Source organism: Hymenobacter sedentarius (genome assembly GCF_001507645.1).
GTDB classification, from domain to species: domain Bacteria; phylum Bacteroidota; class Bacteroidia; order Cytophagales; family Hymenobacteraceae; genus Hymenobacter; species Hymenobacter sedentarius.
Genome location: NZ_CP013909.1, coordinates 3,945,134 through 3,969,616, shown reverse-complemented (window position 1 = coordinate 3,969,616; position 24,483 = coordinate 3,945,134). Strand labels below are relative to the sequence as shown.

Here is a 24,483-nt window from a genome sequence, read left to right as displayed (position 1 = left end):
GTCCGGCGTAGGCCATAAGGGGCTGACCGGAAACCGGGCGCCGTTTTATTGAGGCTTTTCACCGAGACTTTTAGCCCAATTTGGGCGCGCGCATGACTGCTACCGTTCTTGCCGAAACCAGCATTGCCGGCCTGCCGTCGGCGTCGGGCATTGAGCTGATTGGGCCCGTGGCCTACGTCATCAGCGACGATGCGCCGTTTGTGTACCTGCTGGATGCGGCCACGCTGGCGGTCACGGGCCAAGTTCGGCTGTTCGAAAGCGCCGAGTTTGGCAGCGGCCGCATCCCCAAGAAAACCAAGGCCGACGCCGAAGCCCTCACGGCCCTCACCTGGCCCGATGGCGCGGCGGGCGTGCTGGTACTGGGCTCGGGCAGCACGCCCTTGCGCGAAACTGGCTGGTTTGTGCCCGTAGCGGGCGGGGCGGCGCAGCCGGTGGCCCTGGCGCCGCTCTATGCCTTGCTGCGGGCGCATCTGCCCGCCGGCGCCCGCCTCAACGTGGAAGCCGCAGCATCTTCCGATACCGAGCTGCTGCTGTTTCAGCGCACCACTGAGGTAGCCAACGGGGCGCTGATGTTTCGGCTACCGCTGGCCGCTACGCTGCAGTTTCTTGCGTGCGGTGGGCCGGCACCAGGTGTGGCCGCGCCCTTATCGTTTGAGTTGCCCCATATCAATGGGCGTCCGGCGGGGTTCTCGGGGGCCTCCTTCGTGCACGAGAGGCTGTTCGTTTCGGCTTCGGTGGAAGAAACCAAAGATTCGGTGCTCGATGGGCAGGTGCTGGGCTCCTTCATCGGCGTGCTCGATGAGCAGCATACGGCTGCCACTTTCGCCCGCCTGGTGTGGGCCGATGGCCGCGCCTACATCGGCAAAGTGGAGGGGCTGGCCGTGCGCCGCACCCTGGAACCGAACCGCTGGGAGCTGCTGCTCGTGACCGACGACGACGCGGGCGGCAGCACGGCCGTGGTAGCCGAAGTGGCCATGGCCGAATAGCAAGCGGGTAGGCGAGGGGCTGCTACGGCAGCTGGCGCAGCCACGCTTCGGCCTCTTCCTCGCCCTCAAACAAGCGGTAGGTAAGCGCCGAATGCTGCGAGTCGTTCATCACCAGGTTCACCGAAGGGCGGGCAAATACGTCGCTGGGAATCACCACCGCGCCGTACAGCTCGTAGCCGTCGCTCTGGCTGCTGGCCAGCCAGAATTTTCCAATCCAGGTGCATTCGGCTTCCATGGAAGGGGCCATGTCGCGCTGGTCCACCAACATTCTGTGCCAGCCCTGCCGGCGCAATAGCTGGCTAACGTGGGTGAGGAAGGCCTTAAACGTCGCAAAATCCCGAGCCCCGGCGTTGTACTACACTACGGCAAAGCCGTGCGGGTGTTCGAGCAAGCGCCTGATGGGATTTTCATAGTAAACACGCATACAGGATAGCGGAACAGAACGGGACGGATAGCCATCTTATAAAATCCATAGCGGTTGGGCTAAAACCTGATTTCATAACGCGACCTTGCGACCACGGGCAAAGGGTTTTTGTTATAAAAAAATGTTGTTGGCTTTTCGCAGTGTAAATTTGTTAGGCATATGGCAATCTGTATGTTTTAACGCTCGCCTCTACCCACGCTCCATGAATTCGCTGCCCCAGGCTAAGGAAGGCCATTATTTTCAGAATGCCGCTGGTAAGCTTTCTCATAACCCAGCGGGCTTTGTGCGGATGGTGTGGAGCGCGGAGCGGGCCCCTATTGAGGTGATTAAAGCATTTTATGAGCAGGCCCTGGCGCTGCTGCTGAACTCCGGGTCCCGTAAAATTCTGTCGGACCACGGCCTGCGGGCCCCTTTGTCGGGCCCAGCCCAGGAGTGGCTGACCGAAAACTGGATGCCGCGGGCCATCAGCCAGGCCCGCGCCCGGTACTGCGCCATCGTCGAAGGCGCCGACCCCATGCACCGCCTTTCCACTCAGTCGGTGGTGGCGTCTTCGCCATCCGGCCTGGTCTTCCAGCGATTCAGCAACGCGGAAGAAGCCCAGGCCTGGTTGGTCAATGCCCGGATTTAGCAGGAGCTCTTGGGCGCCCCGGACAGCCGTTCAGCGAGTTGGCGATGAACAGCAATAGGCCTATTGCCCAGAAATTTGTGCGCTGACGCAGCGGGGGCCTGTATCTAGTTGGAGTAAAACTGCGTAAAGGCATGCCTTTACGACGATACGATATCTAGCACTGCAATCCGACTATTTTGCCCACTAACCAAGCGCTCCGTGAGCAGATAGCTCAGCGGCTAAACCAAGAGCTGGAGGCCTTAGCCAGCTACGCGGCCAAACAGCTAACTCATCCGGCCGGTACCGATGCCGGTTCGACTTTAGACCAGCTTAAGCAGCACCTGCTGGCCCTGGGCAATGCCGTGCTGATGAACAGCCCGGCTTTGTTCGAGGCGCACGTGCTTCAGCTTAGCAAGGAGCTAGGCGCGCCGCACGCCATTGAGCAGGTAGCCGCCCTGAGGCAAGCCCTGCTGCTGCGCCTGAGCGTGGGCGAATACGTGGTGGCCGCCAGTACCCTGAGTGCGGGCGTTAATGCGCTCACAAGCAAGGAGGTCGCAGTAGAGCCCATAGCGGCGCCAAGCCCGGAGCGTACGCCCGAAGCGGGCCGGTTTGCCGGCCTGAGCGCCGATTATCTGGCCCTGTTGCTGGCCGCTGACCGCACTGCGGCCCAACGCCTGGTGCTAGCCGAAGCCGAGGCGGGCACCGATGTGCGCCACCTCTACCTACACGTGCTGCAGCCTGCGCAGCGCGAAGTGGGCAATTTATGGCACAGCGGCACCATCAGCGTGGCCGAAGAGCACTACTGCACGGCCGCCACGGCCGGCCTCATGGCCCAGCTGCAGCCCTATTTCCAACACACGCCGCGCAACGGGCGCCGCCTGCTGGCGGCCTGCGTGGCCGGCGACCTGCACACCCTGGGCCTGCAGATGGTGGCCGATTTTCTGGAGTACGACGGCTGGGAAGTGAGCTACCTCGGGGCCAGCACCCCGCTGGAGAGCATTCGGCGCATGGCCGCCGAGCAGGGCGTGGACCTGTTGCTCACCGCCGCCTCCATGCCCCACCACGTGCCACTGCTGCGCGAACTGGTGACCGGGCTTCGCAGCGACCGCGTCACCCAGCACGTGCGCGTGCTGGTAGGCGGCCGGCCGTTTGCGCACGAAGCCGGCCTTTGGGAGCGTACCGGCGCCGATGCCTGGGCCGCCAATGCCGACGAAGCAGTGACCGTAGTGCGTGGGATGTTTGGGGATGGAAACAGGGATGCCGACGTAAAAGCCAGCCAGGCTGCGTCCTAGCCGGCGAGGCCGCCGGCGGGCTGGTTGCTACTCCACCACCATTTGGTTGTCGCGGGTCTTGGTTCTTTTGGCGCGGGGCCCTTCTTCGTCGCCCAGCAGCAGGCCCCAGGGTTTGAGGGCCGGAATGCGGTCAAACACGATTTTGAGGATGGCGATGACGGGCAGGGCCAGGAACATGCCGGCCACGCCCCCGATTTCGTTCCCAACGAGCACGCCCACAATAGCCACCAGGGCATTCACCTTGATTTTGGAGGCGACGATGCGGGGGATGAGGAAGTGGTTGTCGATGAACTGGATAAGTATGTACGCGGCCACCACGGCCACGGCATGCCCGTAGCCGGCCTTCGTAACGAAGGCCATGAGCGTGGGCAGGGCAATGGCAACGAGCCCGCCGATGTAGGGAATGAAATTTAGCAGCGCCCCCAGCACCCCCAGCAGCAAGGCATACGGCACCCCAATGACGAGCAGCGCCAGCGTATTGAGCGTAGCCACGATGCTGCCCTCGATGAGCAGGCCCACCATGTAGCTCCGGATGGTGGCCTTGCTCTCGTGCAGCACTTCCGCTACGCCGCTGTCCTGCCGCCGTCCGGAGAAAACCTGGGTCAGGAAGTCCACCAGCCGCCTCTGGTACAGGAAAAACAGAAAGATGTAGACCGGAACCAGCGTGGCCACCACCAGCAAGCCCGACACCGCCGACAGCGTACTGCCCAGCAAGGCCGAGGCCCGGTTGCCCGCCTCGCCCAGCAGGCCCTGCAGCTTCTCGTCGCTGATGCCGAACCGGTCCTGCAGCCACTGGTGCACCTGCGCGGTGGTTTGCAGGAACTTGGCCTTAAAAAGCGGCATCTCGCCCGACAGCTGCAAGGCTTCGATGTAGATAAAGTACAGCAGCCCCAGCAGCGAAGCCACGCCCAGCACCACCGTGAGCGTAATGGCCAGGAGCCGCGGTACCCGGTGCCGGAGCAGCCATTGCTCCACCGGATGCAGCATGATGGCAAAAATGCCCGCGAAAAACAGCGGGAAGATGATGGCGCTGGCAATGTGCAGGGTAAACACCACCAGGGCCAGCCCCAGCAGCACCAGCGGGACTTTCACGTAGAGCGGAAACCGCAGTTCCTGGGGGGAGTGGTCGTAGTGGTCAGGCATAGGAAGGCCCGTGGGGGCGAAAAAAGGCGGTTGAGTATTGCGCGGCCGCGTAGCGAAAGCCCTGAAATGTGGTCGGGAAATGGCTAGCCCGGTGCACCTTGGTCCCCCTTACGTCGGCTGGTTTGCCATGTTGCCCGCTCCGGTTTAGCTCAATTTTCCTCAACGGATTCAAATTGAGCTGAAAGGCGCCCGGCGGCACCTAGCGCGTGAAGTCTTCTACCACCTGCAGGAACATGGGCGACGGCACTTCCGCCGTCTGGCCGGTGGGCGTAAGCAGGCCGGTTTGCTGGTCGATGCGGTAGGTCACCACGTTGTTGGAGTTTTGGTTGGCCACCAGCAGCAGCCGGCCGGAGGGGTCGAGGGCAAAATTCCGAGGCGTTTTGCCCTGCGTGTCTACGTCCTGCACCGGCGTGAGCGTGCCGCTGCTGGCATCAATGGCAAACACCGCGATGCTGTTGTGGCCCCGGTTGGAAGCGTACAGAAACCGGCCGTTGGGCGAGACGTGGATGTCGGCGCAGGAGTTGTCGCCCACAAAGCCGGCGGGCAGCGCCGACAGCGTTTGGAGCTCCCGGAATTTGCCCGCTGTGGGGTCGTAGACCAGCGCCGTTACCGTCGAGTTTAGCTCGTTGATGAGGTAAGCCAGCTTGCCATTCGGGTGGAAGGTGAGGTGGCGCGGGCCGGCCCCGGGGCGCGCCACAAACGCCGGCTCCGGCATAAGGGCCAACTGGCCCTGGGCCGGGTTCAAGCGGTAGACATACACTTTATCGGTGCCCAGGTCCACGGCAAAGGCGAAGGCATTGGCTGGGTCGGGGATGATGCAGTGCGCGTGGGGGCCGTTCTGGTTTTTGTGCGGCCCACTGCCCTCGTGCTGGTCGGTGGCGGTGGCGGGCGCCAGTTTCCCATCCGGTTGCAGTGGCAGCAGGCTTACGGTGCCGCTCACGTAGTTGGCCACCAGGGCTACTTTGCCGCTGTGGTCGAGGCTGATGTAGCAGGGCGAAGCGCCGTTGGAAGGCTGCTGGTTGAGCAGGGCCAGGTCGCCGGTGCGGCGGTCTACCGCAAAGGTGCTTACGCCGCCGCCTTTCGCCCCCTTAAAGGTCTGCGTTTCGCTGACGGCGTACAAAAAGCGCCGTCCGGCATCCATCGTCAGGTAAGTGGGGTTGGCGCCGCCCCGTTGGGCACTTATCCGCGTGAGCGCGCCGGTAGCAGGGGAGAGGCGGTAGAGAAAAATCGTGCTTTCCTGCTCTGCTGCCACATTAGTGCCCACATAAACCAGGTAATCCTTGGCGCTGTTACCGCCGGCCGCCGGGCGGGTGCAGCCCGCAAAAAGAGTCGCCACTGCTAAGCCCATTCCACTAATAAACAAAGAGCTATGGTGGAGGCAAGCGGCGTAGGACATAAGTCGGGCGGGTTAGTTGAGCTGGAGGACGGAGTAAATGCTGCCTCCAAGGTAAGCCGACTAACTCAGGGCGAATGTTTTTACGCTAACCATCCAAAAGCAAAATCCCCGAAAAACCGCCTTCACAATGTGAGCGGCAGCTTTTCGAGGATTATAAGAGCGACTGTTAGTGTCTATAGTAAATTGACTAAGTAGTTTAAAGCCAGTTGTCTATAATAGTTTGTAGGTTCCTGTGATAGAACAGGATACTATTCGCCAGGAGCCCGGTAGCTGACGGATTTTTTGGAGGCTTCGTCAATTTCAGCAGGGGTGAGCAGCGCAGTTATGGAAATCCTGACCAGCCCGGCCGCATTAACCCTTAATGCAAGGGCTGTTGCCGATATCTCATCGGGAAGCTCGATAACCAGGTACACATCGTTCTCGCCAAAAGCGTAATAAAACGACTCCACTTTGCCACCAATTTCTCCCAACATTTTCTCAACAGCAGCCCTACGCCCAGAGCCCCCTTCCTTAATTAAGCCCTTGGTTCCTTCGGCGTTATAAACTCCTTTAATCAGATACTTTTTCATGGGTTCATTATTTAGCTGTTACCTACACTTATGACATCTTGGACTTCATTCTTTATGTTTTATGAATATACAAATTAATTATTAAACTAAAATTATAAAATTGCCTGCCGCTGATAAAGAAAAGTGTAAGCTGCACTAAGCGTTGAATGACGCGACAGACACTTTGAAACGAACAAGCAGCCAGCTTTTCCTGTAATGTCACCGCCTGCCTCCGCATTAACTTGGGCATTAATGGTGGCTACGCTCTAAGCAGGCCAGCTCAACTTGAGCAGTACCGTTTCCGACGCTGTGGTGGAAACTCTGCATGATTTGATGCCATGCAAAAAGCCGAAAACCGGCCCCTCTTAGATGCTAAGAGAAGCCGGTTTTCGGCTAATTCGACCCGGTTTAGGTGGTCAAAAGCAAGTTAAAGTACCCGGAGCCGGAGTCGAACCGGCACACCTTGCGGTATTGGTGTTTGAGACCAACGCGTCTACCGGTTCCGCCATCCGGGCAGGATGAGCTTTTTCAGAACAATTCCGCTCTGCCGGTATCAGGAGCGGGCTGCAAAGGTAGCCACCTGCTGCTGAATGCGCAACAGATACCGCTTTTTTAGGTAGTAGGTGCGGATTTGCTGGAGCGCGGCCGGCCGGTGGTCGGCTGGTAAGCCTTCATACCCAGCCAGTACGGGCTGAATGCCCGCGTCCAGGGTGTCGGCTAGGGCCTGAACTTCGGCGGCTACTTGGGCTACGGCTTCGGCGTTGGGAGCCGTTTCCAGGTCCATCAGCTGCTCGTTCAGGTCCATCATGTCCATCAGGAAATCGGGCGGGAGCTGTTCCTGCTTGCCTTCGTCGAGCAGGCCGTGCTGGCGCAGGATGTAGGCCATGCGCTTATCCGGGTCGGCCAGGGTGCGGTAGGCATCGGTGTTGAGGGTGGCTTGCTGCAGCATGTCGGCCTGGTTTTCGGCCGAAGTGGTCGCGTGAAAATCGGGATGGGTTTCGCGGCTTTTGGCGTAGTAAAGGCGCTTGAGGGCCGCTTCGTCGGGCAGAAAAGACTCGGGGAGGCCGTAGAAAGCAAAGTAATCGGAAGCCATGGGCAGGGAGTGAGCAGCGGGTGTTTTTTGAAAATGGTAGTACGGCTACAACACCTGAGTAACCGAAAAGGCCACGGGCGGGGCCGCAAACAGCCGCTTGGTGGCCGGCCACACTTCCCCAAAAAGCGCCGATTTGCGGTAGGCGTCGAGCGCGGCCGCATCGTCCCAATGGCTATGGGTGCAGTAGGTGGCGGGGTTGTCGGCATCCTGCCACAGTTCCAGATGGCGGCAGCCGGGCTGCTGCCGGATACGGTGCTCAGATTGGCGGAAAAGCTCCAGAAAAGCGGGCACCTGCTCGGCAACGAAGGTCATGCGAACAATGCGAATGAGCATAGCAAAAAGGCAAAAAGTTGAGCTAAAATGAAATGAATTTTAGGATAAAATGCAATAATGCCAACTACTGGCTGGTACTTGTCGTAAAGGTCAGGCACTAATCTTTCACTATTTACATCCTTACCAATTCACTTGCATGAAACGTCTTTCATTTCGCCCATCGGCCTTGGCTTGGGTAGTGGCGCCGGCCCTGGCCGGTGGCCTGCTGCTGAGCAGCTGCAATAGCAATCCGAAAGCCACCGAAGCCGACAAAACGGTGACGGTGGTACCCAAGGAAGTCACGAAAGCGTCGGATAGCGCCGCCGTTACCGCCACGGCGTCGGCCCAGGGCAGCACTGGTGCGGTGAAGCCCACCGGTGCTAAGCCGGCCTGGGGCCCCAATATCAAGCCCGAGATGCAGGCCGTGATTGAGCAGTTTATGAGCTTCAAAAACAAGCCCCTGCCCGAGCTCACCGCGGCCCAGGCCCGCAAGCAGCCCAGCGCGGCCGACGCCGCCATGAAGCAGATGCGGCTGAGCAACATCACGCCCCCGCCCATGAACTGCGACACCGCAACCAAAACGCTGGCGGGCGTGAAGTCGCGCATCTACACGCCTAAAGGCGGCACGGCGCCGTATCCGGTGATTGTGTACTACCACGGCGGCGGCTGGGTGATTGCCACCAACGACACGTACGCGGCCTCGGCGCAGGCCTTGTGCGAGAAAGTAGGGGCCGTGGTGGTGTCGGTGGAGTACCGCAAGGGGCCTGAGCATAAATTCCCCGCTGCGCACGACGACGCGTTTGCCGTTTACCAGTACGTAGTGAAGAACGCTGCCAGCCTGAAAGGCGACCCGAACAAGGTGGCCCTGGCCGGCGAAAGTGCCGGCGGCGGCCTGGCCTGCGCCGTGAGCATGATGGCCCGCGACCGCAAAGTGGCCCTGCCCAAGTACCAAGTGCTGGTGTATCCCATTGCCGGCTACGACCTCAACACGCCTTCTTACCAGAAGAATACGGAAACCGCGCCCCTGAATAAAGGCGGCATGGCCTGGTTCTTCAAGAACTATCTACGCACCCCCGCCGATGGCAAGGACCCCCGCATCAACTTGGTAGCGGCCAACCTGAAGGGCCTGCCGCCGACCACCATTATTGCAGCCGAGTACGACCCGCTGATGAGCGAAGGCAAGACCCTGGCAGACAAGCTCAGCGCCGCGGGTGTTAAAGTCAACTACAAGCTGTACGACGGCACAACCCACGAATTCTTCGGCATGGCGGCCGTAGTGCCTGAGGCTAAAGACGCTCAGGGAGTGGCCACCAACGACTTGAAAGGCGCGCTAAAATAAGCCACTCGCTGTCATTGCGAGGCGGCACGACATTGCGCGCATCAAGCGGCGTCAATCCGTCCTGGTCTCAGCGACCAGCCTACTAATGTGAAAAGCCCCGGCACTGCGAAGTACCGGGGCTTTTGCAATGAAAGAGCGTTGTTACTTCTCAGGGGTAGCTGCAGGCAGAGGAAAGATTGCCGCGCTGCGCTCGCAATGACAGACTGGACAGTTGGCGCTACCCAAACAAATTGGAGCCAGTGTTACTCTACCGGAAAGCGCACGTCTACCTGCGAGTCAAAATGCAGGCCCAGCAGCTCGGAGGCGTTGCCCTGGCAAATGCCCAGGCACAGGCAGCCCTGGCTGTTGAACACCGCCACGGCCTCGCCGGGAGGGGCAGCCGAAAAATGGGGGTGCACCTCCTTCACCACATCGCGGCCGAAGTACACGGCAAAGCCCCGGCCGTGCCCCACGGCATCCACCGCGGTGCGGGAGATGTTGGTAATGAGGTTGCCGTAGTGGTCGATGTGGGCCACGTGGCCGGTGATGCGGTGGTCCTGCAGGCGCAGCTGGCGGTTGTTGAGCTGATGGAACGTGGTGATGAGCGGACCCAGGCTGGCGAGCCCCGCGCCCTGGGCCAGCGCCACGGCGGCGGGCAAGAGCACGTCGCGGGTAGGCGAGGGGGTGACGGCGGCCGGCAGCGCCACCAGCGCCTCGGGGGCGCCGCTGGTGAGCAGGGCCAGGATGCCGTTGTCACCGGCTACGAAGTAGTGGCCCTCAAAAAGGGCGGCCTGCCAGCCCGGCTCGGTCCCGGCGCCGTGGTCGTCGACGCCGATGACGTGAACCGTGCCGGATGGGAAATCCCGAAATACCGATTGGAGAACGTGAACGGCGTGCGCGATGTTGAAGGGTTCTACGCCGTGGCTGATATCGACCACGGTGGTAGCCGGTGCCAGTTGCAACAGCCGCGCTTTTAGCGCCGCCACGTAATGGTCGCGGTAGCCAAAATCTGTCAGCAGTGTTATCAACCCCATGCCCGCGTTGCGTAGTTTTTCGTAGTATTGTTCATTCGCCCGAACCGGGGCAAAAGTAGCCGGTTTAGGGTGAAAACGGGCTGTTTTTTGTCTTCCCTTTTCTTTCCCCCTCTCTTCCAACTTGGTCGAAAAAATCATCACCCTCGAAAACATGTCCCTGGTCGATTTCCTCGGCCCTGACAACCAGAATATCCGCATGCTGGCCGCAGCCTTCCCGGGCTCCAAAATCATCAGCCGCGGCAATGAAATTAAAATCCAGGGTCAGACGGAAGTCATTTCCCGCATCAACGACTTGCTTTCCTCGCTCATCGAGCATTACCACCAATACGGCCAGATTACGGATAAAACGGTTAATCAATACCTCTCGGCCACCAGCGAAGAAGCGGAAGGCCGGGTGCTGGCCGCCTCGCCCGACGTTATCCTTTTCGGAGCCAAAGGCGGCGTTATCAAGGCCAAAACGGCCAACCAGCAGAAGCTCGTGGATACCGTGATGGCCCACGACCTTACCTTCACGCTGGGCCCGGCCGGTACCGGCAAAACGTACATTTCGGTGGCCCTAGCCGTACGGGCACTGAAAAATAAAGAGGTCAAGAAAATCATCATCTCGCGGCCCGTGGTGGAAGCCGGTGAAAGCCTGGGTTTCCTGCCCGGCGACATGAAGGAGAAGGTAGACCCCTACCTGCGCCCGATCTATGATGCCCTGGAAGACATGATTCCGGCCGAGAAGCTGAAATTTTACCAGGAAAATAAAATCATCGAAATAGCCCCGCTGGCTTACATGCGCGGCCGGACGCTGAACAACGCCTTCGTGCTCCTGGACGAGGCGCAGAACACCACGCCGAGCCAGATTAAGATGTTTCTGACCCGGATGGGCCCCACCGCCAAGGTGATGGTGAACGGCGACCGCAGCCAGATTGACCTGCCCACCCGCCAGAAATCGGGCCTGATGCAGGCCATGGACATTCTGAAAAACGTGGCGGGAATCGGCTACGTCGAAATGACCTCGGAAGACGTAGTGCGCCACCGCCTGGTGAAGGAAATCGTGGAAGCCTACGATAAGTACGACACCGATGAAATGACGCGCCAGGCCCAGCCGGGCAGCAACGGCCTCCGCCGCGATGAGCGGCACGAGCGCCGCCTGCGCGAGCTGCAGCAGGAAGCCGAGCTGCCGGTAAACCAGGAGCAAGCGCTGTAATAAATAGCCCATTTAATCATTTTTTCGTCATCCTGAGCTTGCGCAGGACCTTATCACGTCAGAACAAGCCGTTCGGACATGACAAGGTCCTGCGCAAGCTCAGGATGACAGTTTTTGCCCCATGCCAGCCACCGCTTTCCGCGTCACCGACCTGCGTGACCTCGACGCTGCCTTCACCATCCGCGAAAAAGTATTTCAGGAAGAACAAGGCGTGTCCGCTGCCAAAGAACACGACGAGCACGACCGCACCGACGCCCGCCACTACCTGGCCCGCACCGCCGACGGCACGGCCGCCGGCGCCGCCCGCTGGCGCGAAACTGAAAACGGCGTGAAGCTGGAGCGCTTTGCCGTCCTGGCCGACTTTCGCAACCAGGAAATCGGCGCCGCGCTCTTACACGCCGTGCTAGCCGACGTGCAAGCGGAACTGCCCGATGCCGAAGTGTACTTGAATGCGCAACTGCGCGCCGTTCCTTTCTACGAGCGCCACGGTTTTCAGAAAGTAGGGGAGATGTTTGAGGAGGCGAATATTCAGCACTATAAGATGGTGCTGGGGTAGCTCAAGCATCTCGCGTGCGTGGAACCTCACCCCCGGCCCCTCTCCATGAGGAGAGGGGAGCCATACGTTGAATTAATGAGAAAGCCCCAACTCAATTGAGTTGGGGCTTTCTATTTTTCAGGAATTGAGCTAACTGGTGTCCGGCTCCCCTCCCTTTTGGAGAGGGGCCGGGGGTGAGGTTCCACCCTGCATGACGAGCAGGAACAAAAGTCACAGCGTTAGCCCAGCAGCGCGGGTCGCTGCGTGATTTCGTGGTAGCAAATGTGGGCCCGGCTGAAGTAGTGAAACACCATGCTTTTGCGCGTTTGGGTTTTGTCGCGGTGGGGCTCGCCGCCGTGCATCAGGTTGGCGTGCCAGATGAATACGTCTCCTTTCTGGGCTAGAAAAATCTGTTTGAGAATACCGGCTTCGGCAATTTTTTGGGCGATGGTGGCTTCGTATTCGGTGTATTCCTTGTCGCCGGTGAGCCAGGGGGTGCCTTCGTTGGCATAATCGGCGTTGAGGTAATAGGGGAGCTTGTGGCTGCCGGGGTAGTAGTGCAGCGGGCCATTGTTGGGGGTGATGTCTTCCAGGGCCACCCAGGCGGCGGCCAGCCCACCGAGCGGGAAGGTGCTCATGTGAATGCTGTCGGAGTGCGTGCGCTGCTCGCTGCCGGTGAGGAAGTTGATGCTTTGGAACAGCGTGGTCTCGTGGCCCAATAGGGCCGCAACCACGGCCCGCAGCGCTCCCTCGCCCGCTTTGCGAATGCGGTCCGAATGCCGGAAGGCAAACATGAACTTGTTGCGGTAGCGCAGGCTAACCTGCTTGGTGGCAACGAGTTGGCTCAATTCCTGGTTGATGCCATCTACCGTTTCCGGGCTGAAGTAGCCGGGCAGTACGGCAAAGCCATTTTCTTCAAACGCCAGCAAGCTGGCCTGGCTTTCCGCGGACAGTGCCTGGAAGGCCGGGCTGGCTTCCAGCCGTTCGGCCAGGGGAGGCACCAGCGGCAAGCCCGCATCGGGCGGCAGGTGGGCAAAGTCGCGGCTGCTGACCGGCGAGAAGTACTGCTTGTTCAGCCCAAGCCGCTCGTACAACGGCAGGTTGTGCACCAGCTTGCGGTGCTGAAACACATTATAGACGGAGTAGCTGAGCTTGAGGCGGCGGAGGAAGGAAAGCATGAGGCAGCAAATTTCGGACTGCCAAGATAGGGCCCTGCGCAAGTCGTGGGCCGGAGGTGTGGGGCCTTTCTCAATAATCATATACATTGCCAATTCAATATCCTTCCTGCTTCTACCTCGATGATAACCTGGGCCGCCTTCCCCTTTGTGCGGTACACCCCCGCGCTTATTGCCGGCATTGTGGCGTACCTCTACCTCGGCGCTGGCTGGCCGGAACTGTGGCCCTATGCCGCTGCCATGGCAGTTCTGGCAGCGGGGCTCATCTTCTGGAGCGTGCGCCACCGCACTGCGGCGGCCACCGATGCCGCCGGCCTGCTGGCCCTGTGCACGGTAGCCGTATTGGGCGCCACCCTCACGCAGCGGGCCACCGAAAGCCGCCGCGCCGACCACCTCAGCCGCTTCGCTGACCGGGTAACCAGCTACCAAGCTGTGGTGGACGACTATACGGTGGTGCGGGCCGCTACCTACGCCACCACGCTGCGGGTGCAGGCCGTGCGCGTGGCTGGCCGCTGGCGCCAGGCCACCGGCGGGGTGCGCGTGTCGGTGCCGCGCGTGGCGGGCGTGGCCCAACCGCGCTACGGGGAGGTGTGGCTCATCCGCGGGCACCCCGATTTGAGCAAGCCCCCGCTCAACCCCGGCGAGTTCGATTACCGGCGCTATCTGGAGTATCGGCAGGTGTACCACCAGCAGTACATTCACCCGGACCAATACCAGGTGCTGCGCCTGCAGCCGCCTAGCGTGTTGGTAGCCATCAGCATGCGGGCCGCCGCGCAGCTGGATGGTGTTTTTCGCCACTACATCAAGGCCCGGCGCGAGTACGCCATTGCGTCGGCTCTGGTATTGGGCATCAAGGACGACGTGGATTTGGCCACCAAGCAGGCGTATACCAACACCGGGACTACGCATATTATGGCGGTGTCGGGCTTGCAGGTGGGGCTGCTGTTTGCGGCCATGTCGTGGCTGCTAGGGGCGTTGTTTGGGCGGGTGCGGGGCTTCCGGATTTGGTCGGCGTTGGTGGGACTGGTAGTTATTTGGAGCTACGCGTTTCTCACCGGCTTGTCGGCGTCGGTACTGCGGGCCACGGTCATGTTCACGTTTGTGATATTGGGGCGGGCCACCGGCCGGCAGGATATGATATTCAACACCCTGGCCGTGGCAGCTTTTGCGCTGCTGATTTACAATCCCTTCCTGGTGGCCGATGTGGGGTTTCAGCTCTCCTTTTTGGCCGTGCTCAGCATTGTGTACCTGCAGCCCCGGATTGTGCGCTGGCTCGATGTGGAAGCGTATTTCTATGCCCGGCGCCGGCCTTGGCAGCCCAAGGCGCTGCAGTTGGGCTGGCGAGCCAGCGGCTGGTTTCTCGACAAAGTGTGGCAGGCCACGGCGCTGTCGTTGGCGGCGCAGGTGGCCACGTTTGGGCTGGGTCTGTACTATTTTCATCAGTTCCCGATCAGCTTTCTTTTCTCCAACCTCGTGGCCGTGCCCATCTCGAGCGGGGCCGTGTACGTGGGGCTGGGGCTGCTGGGCCTTAGAGGCTTGGCCGCCGTGCTGGGCGCTCTGCTGCCCGCGAGCGCCGCCGGGTGGCTCGATTTGCTGCCTCGGCTGGTGGCCTGGGTTTTTGAGGGCATGGTGTGGGCCTTCAACGAATACATCTTCTGGGTAAGCCGCCTGATGTCCGGGTGGGTTATCCGCGAAATCCACGTCACGGCGCTGCAAACCGTGCTGCTGTTTGGGCTGATTGGGGCCTTGCTGGCCTGGGCCAATACCCGACGCCTGGGCTGGCTGCGCTGGGCAGCCGGCATGCTGCTGGTGTATGCGGGCACGCGGGTAGCGGAGGCCCGCACCGTGGCGCCCACCGAAGAATTTATCGTGTACAGCATCCCGCGCCGCTCAGCCGTGGGTTTCTGGCAGGGCAGCGCGGCCGAGTTCGTCACGCCCGATTCGCTGCCGCTCAACGAAACCGAACGCACTTACCGGCTGCTGCCGGGCCTCATTCAGCGGCAGGCCCAGCGCCCCGCCTACTCGGTGGGCTGGCGGGGCGCCACCGTGCCCGTGCAGCGCCTCGCCGACCCCGACAGCGCCAACGACCGACTATTTCTGAAGCCCGGCCCGGTGGTGCTGGCCCGCTGGCGGGGCCTGCGCATAGCCTTTGTCTCCAATCGGATTTCATCGGCCACCCAGCCCGTGCCTGTCGATGTGCTGGTGCTCCGCCGCAATGCCCGACTCAGGACCGAAACCGTGGCGGCCGTTTTTGGACCGCAAGTGCAGGTGGTTTTCGACTCGTCTTGTAAAATTTGGTACGTGGCCCGGCAGGATTCTTTGCTGCGCGCCGCCGGCTTTCGCACTTGGGACGTAACTGCACAGGGGGCCTTTCGGCGGCGCCCGCCCATGGCCCGGCAGTAGGCAAAATGTAGCCTCAACGGTTGGCGTGGCCGAATGCCAGGCAACTTCAAGGCTCCGAATTTCGAGTTTAGGGCATGACACTATATATGCCAGTGGCCGAACACCTTCGGTAGCGTAGCGATATAGTTGGCGGTTGATTATAATCTCCTTGGACGTTTTTTGCGTTAATTGCTTCAAAGGATGCCACCATTTCACAGCTTATGGTCATCTCTAGATATACCCATCCGCCCGCGCTTGTTCCTGCTTCCCATGGAAAATCTGCTTACTCCCGAACTCGAAGCGCTCCGCTACATCCGCTACGATGTGCAGGACCGCATTGGCTACATCACGCTCAACCGGCCCGACAAGCGCAATGCCCTGAACGCCGACGTGGTAACCGAGCTGAAGCAGGCGTTTGACTTTGCCGAGAACGACGAGGCGGTCAAAGTCATTGTGCTGCGCGCTGACGGCGACGTGTTCTGCGCCGGCGCCGATTTGGCCTACATCCAGGACCTGCAGGGCTATGGCTACACCGACAACCTGGAAGACAGCACCCACCTCATGCAGCTCTTCCACCAGATTTACACCCTCAAAAAGGTGGTCATCGGCCAGGTGCAGGGCCACGCCTTGGCGGGCGGTTGCGGCCTCGCCGCCATCTGCGACCTCACCTTTGCCGTGCCCGAAGCCAAATTTGGCTACACCGAAGTGAAAATTGGCTTTCTGCCGGCCATTGTCAGCGTGTTTCTGGTGCGTAAAATAGGGGAGGCCCGCACCAAGCAGTTGTTGCTCAGCGGCGACGCCATTTCAGCCCAATTGGCCCTCGACATGGGCCTAATCACCTTCTTGGCTTCGAAAGAAGAGCTGGCCGGCACCGTAAGTGCCTACGCCCGGCGCCTGTGCCGCGAAAACTCGGGCCAGAGCATGGAAGTCACCAAGGAAATGCTGGCCCGCCTGCCGGAAATGGACCTGGAAGAAGGCCTGCGCTACGCCGCCCAGCGCAACGCCGAAGCCCGGGGCTCCGAAGACTGCCGCCAGGGCATCAATGCGTTTTTGCGCAAGGAAAAGATTAGCTGGTAGCGTGAAAAGTCGTTATTTAGTAGCCCAATAGACCGGAACGCCGTTCTGCTCCCGCAATTCGTTTGGGGCGGAGCGGCGTTTCTGCGTCCGTTCCAAACATCCCCTTCCCTGCTCTGGTTACTTCCGCATGACGATTCTGCCTGCCCTTGGCATCACCCTCACAACGTTTGCTTTCATGGAGTTCTGGGCGTGGTTCATGCACAAGTTTGTGCAGCACGGCCCGTTGTGGTTCTTGCACCGCTCGCACCACGTGCGGCACCCGCACCCGGTGGAGCGCAACGACCTGTTCTTTCTGATTTACGGGGGCATCTCAGCCGCGCTTTTTATCACCGGCGACGACGGCGGGCGCTGGTGGTTTTGGGTGGGCGTGGGCATTGCGGCCTATGGCACGGTCTACTTCTTCGTGCACGACGTGCTAATCCACGGCCGGCTGCGCTTCTGGAAAAAATCGAAGCACCCCTACCTGCGGGCGCTGAACATGGCCCACAAAACGCACCACAAAACCGACGGCCGCGACGGCTCCCAGGAGTTTGGCCTGCTGTGGGTGTCGCCCAAGTACCTGCGGCTGGCGCGCCAGCAAGCCGCGGCCAAACAAGAGAAAATCAAAAGCACGGTGGAATAGGCGGTGATTTCAGTAGCCTTGAACAATTCCCCCCGATTCGCTTTATACTTCTCAGAACTTGATTTGAATTAAAAATGGGCCACTTCTCCATCAGCGACTTAGAGCAGCTTTCGGGCATCAAGGCGCATACCATTCGGATGTGGGAGCAGCGCTATGGCCTGTTGCGGCCGGTGCGCACGGCCACCAATATTCGCCTGTATTGCGACGACGACCTGCGCCGCCTGCTCAACGTGACCACGCTCTGCGGGCGGGGCAAGCGCATCTCGCAGGTGGCCCGCCTCAGCGATGCCGAGATTCAGGCCGCCGTACTGGCCTGCGGCAACGACGCGCATGATTACCAGCTGCAGGTAAATGCCCTGCTGGCGGCCATGCTCACCTTCGACGAGGTCCGGCTCAACCAGCTGCTCGACGATGCCACCAGCAAGCTGGGGTTTGAAAACATGATGCTGCAGGTGGCGTACCCGCTGCTGCAGCGCATTGGGCTGATGTGGCTGGCCGGCACCATGAATTTGTCGCAGGAGCACCTGCTTTCCCACTTGCTGCGCCAAAAGCTGCTCGTCGCCACCGATGCACTGCCGCCCATTGGCTCCGCGGAGGCGCCCCGGTGGCTGTTGTTTCTGCCCGAGCACGAGCTGCACGAGCTGGCCCTGCTGTTTATGAACTACGCCCTGCGCTCCCGGGGCCAGCACACCTTGTACTTGGGCCAGAACATGCCCATCAAGGAGCTCACCATGGTGTGCCAGTTCTACCGGCCCAACGCCCTGGTGACGGTGCTCACCACGCAGCCCGAGCGCACCCGCATTGGCGAATTTGCCCAGGAATTGCTCCAGCTGTGCCCCGCCGGGCGGGTGGTGCTCTACGGCAACCTGGCCCGCCAGGAAGGCCTGGTGCTGCCCCCCAACTTTGTGGCGCCGCCGCTGATGACCGATTTCCTGGCCATGATCAGCGAAAATAATTTCGCTCCGGTATCCGCCTAAATACCCGGGGTGGCGGCCCAATCCGCTTGCCGCTCGTGCCCGTAAATGCATCCGGTCGTGGGGAAAAGCTGGTCATTGGGCGAGGAACGAGCCAAGGGAATGGCCAAACTGACTAGCTTGACGCAACAACGATTGAGAAAAGGATTGATAATAAGGCGAGCGGGCTAAAATTATTTTGGCATCCGTGGTCAATTTCAGTTATGACTCGTATATTTGTTTAACAATCGGCCACGAAAAGCTAAACAGCATGACTTCGCTAGAATTCACCTCGCAAGTGCAGAAGATTTCGCTCACCCTCCGGCCCGCCGCCATGAATTTGACGCGAGACGCTGATGATGCCAAGGATTTAGTGCAGGAAACCCTCCTCAAAGCCCTGCTTAATAAGGACAAGTTTAAAGCCGGTACCAACCTGAAGGCGTGGTTGTATACCATCATGCGCAACACCTTCATCAACAACTACAACAAGATTACCAAGCGCAGCTCCAACATCGATTCGACGGAGTATTTCCAGTATTTCAACACCGACCAGAACTACATCACCCACAATGGCGCCACTTCCGATTTTGTGGTGCGCGACATCAACGAGGCCATCGCCGGCCTGGGCACCGACTACCGCACGCCGTTCATGATGTACTACATCGGCTACAAGTACATGGAGATTGCCGAGAAGCTGCAAATCCCCATTGGTACCGTTAAAAACCGCATTCACATTGCCCGCAAGGAGCTCAAGTCGGCCCTTCAGGTGTATGCCCCGGTAGGCGCATCGGCCGGCGAAACGAGCGACGCAGTAGAAGATTAACTCCCTTGCCTGATTACCTTGGCCGCCGGCCTTGCTGCTGCAGTTGTGGCGCAGGGTCGGCGGTTTCTTTTGGGGCTGCATGTCATGCAGCACGCCGTTTGTCATGCAGAGCGCAGCGAAGCATCTTCTCACCGCTGAACGAATCGCGCTAACCTGATAAGATGCTTCCTGCGTCAGCATGACAAACGGCGTGCTGCATGACGTTCTTTATGGTTTACATAAGCTTAACCCCACACGTTGCAAAGCAAAAATCCTAAGCACGCCATCGTCATCGGCGCCGGCTTTGCCGGTTTGGCTGCGGCCACTACGCTCGCTCAGGCTGGCTGGCGCGTCACGGTGCTCGAGAAAAACGAAGGCCCCGGGGGCCGGGCGCGGGTCTTTCGGGCCCAAGGCTTCACCTTCGACATGGGTCCGAGCTGGTACTGGATGCCCGATGTGTTTGATAAATATTTTGCCCGCTTCGGCAAGACAGTAGCCGACTACTACGAGCTGCAGCGGCTCGACCCCTCGTACCAGGTAATTTTCAAAGGGCCGGAAGCCGTGGACATTCCGGCCAAGATGAGCGAGTTGCGCGCCCTGTTCGAGCGCTACGAGCCCGGCAGCGCCGCCCGGCTCGACGAGTTTCTGAAGCAGGCAGCTTACAAGTACGAAGTGGGCATCAACCGCCTGGTGTACGCGCCCAGCCGCTCGCTGCTCGAATTTGCCGACCCCAAGCTGCTCGTCGACATGGTGCGCATGGACGTGCTGCAGAGCATGCACAAGCACGTGCGTCGCTTCTTTAAAGACCCGCGCCTGCTGGAGCTGGTGGAGTTTCCCATCCTGTTTCTGGGCGCTACTTCCGAGAACACGCCCGCGCTGTACTCCCTCATGAACTACGCCGACCTAGCGCTGGGCACCTGGTACCCCAAAGGCGGCATGCACAAGATTGTGGAAGGCATGGTGCGCCTGGCCGAAGAGCTGGGCGTGGAAATCCGCTGCAACGAAGAGGTGCAGGAGATAGTAGTGGAGCAGGGCCGGAGCACCGGGGCACGCACGGCCAGTGGCTTTCTCGCCGCCGATGCCGTGGTGGCCGGCGCCGACTACCACCACATCGAGCAGGAAGTGCTGAATCCCGAACACCGCCACTACGACGAGAAGTACTGGAACTCGCGTACCATGGCGCCGTCGTCGCTGCTGTTCTACCTCGGCGTGAATAAAAAGCTGGACAAGCTGCGCCACCACAACCTGTTTTTCGACGAGGATTTCAACCAGCACTCCCGCGAGATTTACGAGCAGCCTCAGTGGCCCAGCCGGCCGCTGTTCTACGCCTCAGTTCCCAGCAAAACCGACCCCACCGTGGCCCCCGAAGGTCAGGAAAACCTGTTTCTGCTCATTCCGGTTGCCCCCAACCTGACCGACGACGAGGCTACCCGCGAGCGGTATTACAACATGCTAATGGACCGGCTCGAACGGCACTGCGGCCACAGCATCCGCGACGCGGTGGTATACAAACGGAGCTATGCCCACCAGGACTTTATCTCCGACTACCACAGCTATAAAGGCAACGCCTACGGTTTAGCTAATACCCTCAAGCAAACGGCCATCCTGAAGCCCACCCTGAAGAGTAAAAAAATCAGTAATTTGTATTTCACCGGTCAGCTTACCGTGCCCGGGCCGGGCGTGCCGCCTTCGCTAATATCCGGCCAAGTGGTGGCGGGAGAGGTACTAAAAGAAAATTAATAACGGCCGTACAGAACGTCATGCTGAGCGCAGCCGAAGCATCTCGCTCACGAGAGTGATTAATTACTGCTGCACGCGAGATGCTTCGGCTGCGCTCAGCATGGCGTTCTATTTTGAATCAGGCCTCATTCAACAAAATGGACCACGTTAAACTATTCACGGATACCAGCCTGGCGTGCAGCAAGCTCATCACGGGGCGCTACAGCACTTCGTTTACGCTGGGCATTCGCACGCTCGACCCCAAGCTGCACCTTCCGGTGTATGCCGTGTATGGGTTTGTGCGCTGGGCCGATGAAATAGTGGATACGTTCCATGACCACGACAAAACCGCGCTGCTGGCTGACTTCCGCCGGCAAACCTATGAGGCGCTGGACACCGGCCTGAGCTTTAACCCGGTGCTGCATTCCTTTCAGCACGTGGTGCGGCAGTATGGCATCGACCGCGAGTTTATTGAGGCCTTTCTGCACAGCATGGCCCTGGATTTGGAAGACCAGAACTACCACCCCGGCTTGTACAACGAGTATATCTACGGCTCGGCCGAAGTGGTGGGGCTGATGTGCCTGCGCATCTTTTGCGATGGCGACACGGCCCTGTTTGACCGGCTGCGCGAGCCGGCCCGGCGGTTGGGCGCGGCGTTTCAGAAAGTAAACTTCCTGCGCGACATCCGTTCCGATTACGAGGAGCGCGGCCGCGTGTATTTCCCGGGCGTGGTGTACCAGCGCTTCAACGACGCCACCAAGCAGGAAATCGAGGCCGACATCAAGGCCGATTTTGAAGCTGCCTACGAGGGTATTGTGCAGCTGCCGCGCTGCGCCAAGCTGGGCGTGTACCTGGCTTATGTGTACTACCTGAAATTATTTTATAAAATAAAGAAGTTGCCGGCGGCCCGCATATTGGGCGAGCGGGTGCGGGTGCCCGATAACACCAAGCTGCTGTTGCTGTTGGGGTCTTATTTCCGGTATCGGTTGTCGCGCATTTGAGGCGGTTTTCGAGCACGGGTTTTGCTTAGCGCCGGCCCGTTGCGGTTGAGCTAAGTAATTTTGCAGATATGAAGATTCCCAGCGGGCTCCTTTTCCTCGGTATTGCAGGCATGTGGTCTGGCTCCTCGGCCGCCGATTTGCGTATGGGGGGAAACCCTGCGGGCACGGTTGTGCGGGACCACGTTTCGGTGATTGCTGCCCCACGCGTTCTGCTTCCTGCTTCATCCACTTCCGTAAAAAAAACCGTGTCGACTACTTACCCACCCGCCACCCTGCGCCGCCACTACGAGCAAGCCGCTGCCGACAAAACCGCCGGCGAAAAATTCTACAAGTTGCTGGCCGACTACAAAGACGGCAATGCCCTGGTGCTGGGCTACAAGGCTGCTGCCGAAGCCATTCGGGCCCGCGACGCCTCCATGTTCAATAAGATGACCTACGTGCAGGACGCCGCGCGCACCTTCGAGCAAGCCGTTGGACTTGACCCGCAGAACCCCGAAATCCGCTTTCTGCGCTTTTCCGTGGAAAGCAATCTGCCCGCCTTTCTGGGCCTGAGCAAACACGTTGACGAAGACAAAGCACTGTTGCTCAACGCAGCGCTCAGCCACCCCAAATCGGGCCTCGACCCGGAAGCCTTCCGGACGGTGCGCAACTTCCTGGTGGAGCGCGGCCACGTGAGCGACGAGCAGGCCCAGCGCCTGAGCAAGGTGGCTGAGTAGCCGACCCGGCACCGGTCGGGCACGGCTCCGTGCAAGTGCAGTCTGGTCAGGATTTTGGCGGCATATTGCCTTTGCCAATCCAAAATGCGTTTTACTTACGTATTTTTCGGAAGATAGGCTCGTGCTTCGCAACCTTGCGGGTAGGTTGCTGGTTACCTTGGCCTATGCCGAAAATGTCGCTCAGCGTCCGAATTGACCCCAACTCCGGCTTTTGCTTTGGCGTGATTTACGCTATTCAAATGGCTGAAGACTTGCTTGATGAGCAGGGCTATTTGTACTGCTTAGGCGACATCGTGCACAACGACGAAGAAGTGCAGCGCCTCGAGGCCCGCGGCCTGCGCATTATCTGCCACAACAAGCTGGCCGAGCTGCGCGACGAGGCCGTGCTCATCCGGGCGCACGGCGAGCCGCCGGCCACCTACCAGATGGCCATGGAAAACAACCTGACCCTGATTGACGCCAGCTGCCCGGTGGTGCTCAAGCTGCAAAACCGCATCAAGACCAGCTACGATAAGCAGGAGAAGATTTTCATCTACGGCAAGCACGGGCACGCCGAAGTACTTGGGCTGCTGGGCCAAACCAGCGGCAACGCCGTGGTATTTGAGAACCTGGACGAGCTGCTGAGCCACGAGCTGCCCGAAAACATTACCCTCTACAGCCAGACCACGAAGAGCACCAACAGCTTCTACAACATCAAGAACGAGCTGGAGGGGCGGGGCTTTCAGGTGAATGCCAACGACACCATTTGCCGGCAGGTGAGCAACCGCGACAAGGACCTGCGCCGGTTTGCGGCTCAATTTGACCAAATCGTGTTTGTGTCGGGCACTAAAAGTTCCAACGGCAAGGTGCTTTACCAGGTGTGCCTGGAAACCAACCCGCAAACCCACTTTATTTCCAACGTGGCCGAAATTCAGCCCAACTGGTTTCTGCCGGGCCAGTCGGTGGGCATATGTGGGGCCACCAGCACGCCCATGTGGCTAATGGAGCAGGTGCGCGACCGGCTGCTGAATTTGTAGACCAGCCCAGCCCGATGCTATGCAGATAACGGACTTGCCCTTTGGCGTCACCAACTGGCCGGAGGTAGCCGGCGAGCAGTACCCCGGCACCACTGGCGTGGCCACTTGGCGCACCCAGCAGTTTGGCCCGGTGCGGGTGCGCATGGTGGAGTACAGCCCGGAATACCTGGCCGACCACTGGTGCCAGAAGGGGCACTTCCTCCTGGTGGTTGCTGGCGAGCTGCACACTGAGCTGGCCGACGGGCGCCAGTTCGTCCTAACGCCCGGCATGAGCTACCAGGTAGCCGATGGCGCCGAAGCCCACCGGAGCAGCACCGCCACCGGGGCCACTCTTTTCGTAGTCGATTAGTGTAATGCCGACCATTGCCCAACCCACTCTTGCCGGTGCTGCTTCCCGCCGGGTGGCCCCCGCGCCGCTGGGCGCGAAAGGCGTGGCCGTGGCCCTGGCGGTGTTCACGGCGTGGGCGGCTTTGCTTACGTATTTGCTGGCCTTTCATCAGCCCAACTGGCGCAGCCCGGTGCCCTACGTGCTGGTGCTGTTGCAAACGCACCTGTACACGGGCCTGTTCATCACGGCCCACGACGCCATGCACGGCCTCGTAAGCGCCAACAAGCGCGTCAATAACACCATCGGGACGGTAGCCGCGGGCCTGTTTGCTTACAACTGGTTTCCGGGCCAGCTGCCCAAGCACCACGCTCACCACCGCCACGTGGGCACCCCCGACGACCCGGATTTCCACGACGGCCGGCATCCCGGCTTTCTGCCCTGGTTCCTGCGCTTCGCCTGGAACTACGTAACCTGGTGGCAGGTCGCCCTCATGGCCATCACCTACAACGTGCTGAAAGTATGGTTCCCGCAGGCTAATGTTATTGCCTTTTGGATGGTGCCGGCGGTGCTGGCCACGTTTCAGCTGTTCTTTTTTGGTACCTACTTGCCGCACCGCGGCGAGCACGCCCCCGATAACCCGCACAAGTCGCGCAGCCAGTTCCGGCACCACCTGTGGGCCTTCGTGAGTTGCTACTTCTTCGGCTACCATTACGAGCACCACGACCAGCCGTACCTGCCGTGGTGGCGGCTGTGGCAAACCAAATAAAAAGGCCCCGTTCTCAGGAGAACGGGGCCTTTTTTGTTAGCTC

General features: G+C 60.1%; 25 protein-coding genes and 1 tRNA gene. 17 read left to right on the top strand and 9 right to left on the bottom strand.

The window, feature by feature from the left end; translation table 11 throughout:
• Nucleotides 1–92: 92 nt before the first annotated feature.
• The gene (locus AUC43_RS16400) at nt 93–986 is read left to right on the top strand and encodes a DUF6929 family protein (protein ID WP_068196103.1); all 894 of its coding nucleotides are present in this window, start codon (nt 93–95) and stop codon (nt 984–986) included.
• A 22-nt stretch (nt 987–1,008) separates the two neighbouring features.
• On the opposite strand, the gene AUC43_RS16395 is transcribed toward AUC43_RS16400, so the two are convergent.
• Complete coding sequence (locus AUC43_RS16395) at nt 1,009–1,233, bottom strand: hypothetical protein (protein ID WP_157781131.1); 225 nt, start codon at nt 1,231–1,233, stop codon at nt 1,009–1,011.
• A gap of 379 nt (nt 1,234–1,612) precedes the next feature.
• On the opposite strand from AUC43_RS16395, the gene AUC43_RS16390 reads away from it, so the two are divergent.
• Both AUC43_RS16390 and AUC43_RS16385 read left to right on the top strand, forming a co-directional pair.
• Complete coding sequence (locus AUC43_RS16390) at nt 1,613–2,038, top strand: hypothetical protein (protein WP_068196097.1); 426 nt, start codon at nt 1,613–1,615, stop codon at nt 2,036–2,038.
• A gap of 176 nt (nt 2,039–2,214) precedes the next feature.
• The gene (locus AUC43_RS16385; RefSeq protein WP_068196096.1) at nt 2,215–3,309 is read left to right on the top strand and encodes a cobalamin B12-binding domain-containing protein; all 1,095 of its coding nucleotides are present in this window, start codon (nt 2,215–2,217) and stop codon (nt 3,307–3,309) included.
• Between the two features lie 27 nt (nt 3,310–3,336).
• Here AUC43_RS16385 and AUC43_RS16380 read toward each other — a convergent pair whose 3' ends face one another.
• From AUC43_RS16380 to AUC43_RS16355, 6 genes are all read right to left on the bottom strand, one after another.
• Nucleotides 3,337–4,452 (bottom strand): AI-2E family transporter, encoded by a 1,116-nt coding sequence (locus AUC43_RS16380; protein ID WP_068196093.1) that lies wholly within the window; start codon nt 4,450–4,452, stop codon nt 3,337–3,339.
• Nucleotides 4,453–4,651: 199 nt separating this feature from the next.
• Nucleotides 4,652–5,848: a lactonase family protein gene (locus AUC43_RS16375; RefSeq protein WP_071885950.1), complete on the bottom strand. Its 1,197-nt coding sequence runs from the start codon at nt 5,846–5,848 to the stop codon at nt 4,652–4,654.
• 248 nt (nt 5,849–6,096) lie between these two features.
• Nucleotides 6,097–6,417, bottom strand: coding sequence for a GYD domain-containing protein (locus AUC43_RS16370; RefSeq protein WP_068196088.1), 321 nt, complete (start codon nt 6,415–6,417; stop codon nt 6,097–6,099).
• Between the two features lie 412 nt (nt 6,418–6,829).
• Nucleotides 6,830–6,911: transfer RNA gene (locus AUC43_RS16365), tRNA-Leu, on the bottom strand.
• Between the two features lie 38 nt (nt 6,912–6,949).
• Nucleotides 6,950–7,489: an iron-sulfur cluster co-chaperone HscB C-terminal domain-containing protein gene (locus tag AUC43_RS16360; RefSeq protein ID WP_068196084.1), complete on the bottom strand. Its 540-nt coding sequence runs from the start codon at nt 7,487–7,489 to the stop codon at nt 6,950–6,952.
• 45 nt (nt 7,490–7,534) lie between these two features.
• Nucleotides 7,535–7,822 carry a putative quinol monooxygenase gene (locus AUC43_RS16355; protein WP_068196083.1) on the bottom strand — a complete coding sequence of 96 codons (288 nt, stop codon included), beginning with the start codon at nt 7,820–7,822 and terminating at the stop codon, nt 7,535–7,537.
• Nucleotides 7,823–7,958: 136 nt separating this feature from the next.
• On the opposite strand from AUC43_RS16355, the gene AUC43_RS16350 reads away from it, so the two are divergent.
• Nucleotides 7,959–9,140 (top strand): alpha/beta hydrolase, encoded by a 1,182-nt coding sequence (locus AUC43_RS16350; protein WP_082685144.1) that lies wholly within the window; start codon nt 7,959–7,961, stop codon nt 9,138–9,140.
• Nucleotides 9,141–9,382: 242 nt separating this feature from the next.
• Here the strand turns inward: AUC43_RS16350 and AUC43_RS16345 are convergent, their stop codons facing one another.
• Complete coding sequence (locus AUC43_RS16345) at nt 9,383–10,153, bottom strand: SAM hydrolase/SAM-dependent halogenase family protein (protein WP_068196080.1); 771 nt, start codon at nt 10,151–10,153, stop codon at nt 9,383–9,385.
• A gap of 121 nt (nt 10,154–10,274) precedes the next feature.
• On the opposite strand from AUC43_RS16345, the gene AUC43_RS16340 reads away from it, so the two are divergent.
• Both AUC43_RS16340 and AUC43_RS16335 read left to right on the top strand, forming a co-directional pair.
• Nucleotides 10,275–11,348, top strand: coding sequence for a PhoH family protein (locus AUC43_RS16340; protein WP_082685143.1), 1,074 nt, complete (start codon nt 10,275–10,277; stop codon nt 11,346–11,348).
• 121 nt (nt 11,349–11,469) lie between these two features.
• Nucleotides 11,470–11,904 (top strand): GNAT family N-acetyltransferase, encoded by a 435-nt coding sequence (locus tag AUC43_RS16335; protein WP_068196077.1) that lies wholly within the window; start codon nt 11,470–11,472, stop codon nt 11,902–11,904.
• Nucleotides 11,905–12,122: 218 nt separating this feature from the next.
• Here AUC43_RS16335 and AUC43_RS16330 read toward each other — a convergent pair whose 3' ends face one another.
• Complete coding sequence (locus AUC43_RS16330; protein ID WP_068196074.1) at nt 12,123–13,061, bottom strand: phytanoyl-CoA dioxygenase family protein; 939 nt, start codon at nt 13,059–13,061, stop codon at nt 12,123–12,125.
• Between the two features lie 120 nt (nt 13,062–13,181).
• Here AUC43_RS16330 and AUC43_RS16325 point away from each other — a divergent pair, with 120 nt between their 5' ends.
• The 11 genes from AUC43_RS16325 to AUC43_RS16275 all read left to right on the top strand — a co-directional run bounded on the left by AUC43_RS16325 (nt 13,182) and on the right by AUC43_RS16275 (nt 24,440).
• A complete protein-coding gene (locus AUC43_RS16325; protein WP_068196070.1) occupies nt 13,182–15,461 on the top strand; it encodes a ComEC/Rec2 family competence protein in 2,280 nt (759 codons plus the stop codon).
• Between the two features lie 249 nt (nt 15,462–15,710).
• Nucleotides 15,711–16,517, top strand: a complete 807-nt coding sequence (locus AUC43_RS16320) for an enoyl-CoA hydratase/isomerase family protein (RefSeq protein ID WP_068196067.1) — start codon at nt 15,711–15,713, stop codon at nt 16,515–16,517.
• Nucleotides 16,518–16,644: 127 nt separating this feature from the next.
• Nucleotides 16,645–17,139: a sterol desaturase family protein gene (locus AUC43_RS16315; protein WP_068196064.1), complete on the top strand. Its 495-nt coding sequence runs from the start codon at nt 16,645–16,647 to the stop codon at nt 17,137–17,139.
• Between the two features lie 74 nt (nt 17,140–17,213).
• Nucleotides 17,214–18,116, top strand: a complete 903-nt coding sequence (locus AUC43_RS16310) for a MerR family transcriptional regulator (RefSeq protein WP_068196061.1) — start codon at nt 17,214–17,216, stop codon at nt 18,114–18,116.
• 247 nt (nt 18,117–18,363) lie between these two features.
• Entirely contained in the window at nt 18,364–18,915 is a 552-nt protein-coding gene (locus tag AUC43_RS16305; protein ID WP_068196059.1) for a sigma-70 family RNA polymerase sigma factor, read from the top strand.
• 237 nt (nt 18,916–19,152) lie between these two features.
• Complete coding sequence (locus AUC43_RS16300) at nt 19,153–20,634, top strand: phytoene desaturase family protein (RefSeq protein WP_233254032.1); 1,482 nt, start codon at nt 19,153–19,155, stop codon at nt 20,632–20,634.
• A 137-nt stretch (nt 20,635–20,771) separates the two neighbouring features.
• On the top strand, nt 20,772–21,614 hold the full coding sequence (locus AUC43_RS16295; protein WP_068196056.1) for a phytoene/squalene synthase family protein: 843 nt from the start codon (nt 20,772–20,774) through the stop codon (nt 21,612–21,614).
• A gap of 245 nt (nt 21,615–21,859) precedes the next feature.
• Nucleotides 21,860–22,330, top strand: a complete 471-nt coding sequence (locus tag AUC43_RS16290) for a hypothetical protein (RefSeq protein WP_068196053.1) — start codon at nt 21,860–21,862, stop codon at nt 22,328–22,330.
• A 173-nt stretch (nt 22,331–22,503) separates the two neighbouring features.
• Entirely contained in the window at nt 22,504–23,346 is an 843-nt protein-coding gene (locus AUC43_RS16285) for a 4-hydroxy-3-methylbut-2-enyl diphosphate reductase (RefSeq protein WP_068196050.1), read from the top strand.
• Between the two features lie 19 nt (nt 23,347–23,365).
• On the top strand, nt 23,366–23,695 hold the full coding sequence (locus AUC43_RS16280) for a DHCW motif cupin fold protein (protein WP_068196047.1): 330 nt from the start codon (nt 23,366–23,368) through the stop codon (nt 23,693–23,695).
• Nucleotides 23,696–23,699: 4 nt separating this feature from the next.
• Entirely contained in the window at nt 23,700–24,440 is a 741-nt protein-coding gene (locus AUC43_RS16275) for a fatty acid desaturase (protein WP_082685142.1), read from the top strand.
• Nucleotides 24,441–24,483: the final 43 nt, after the last annotated feature.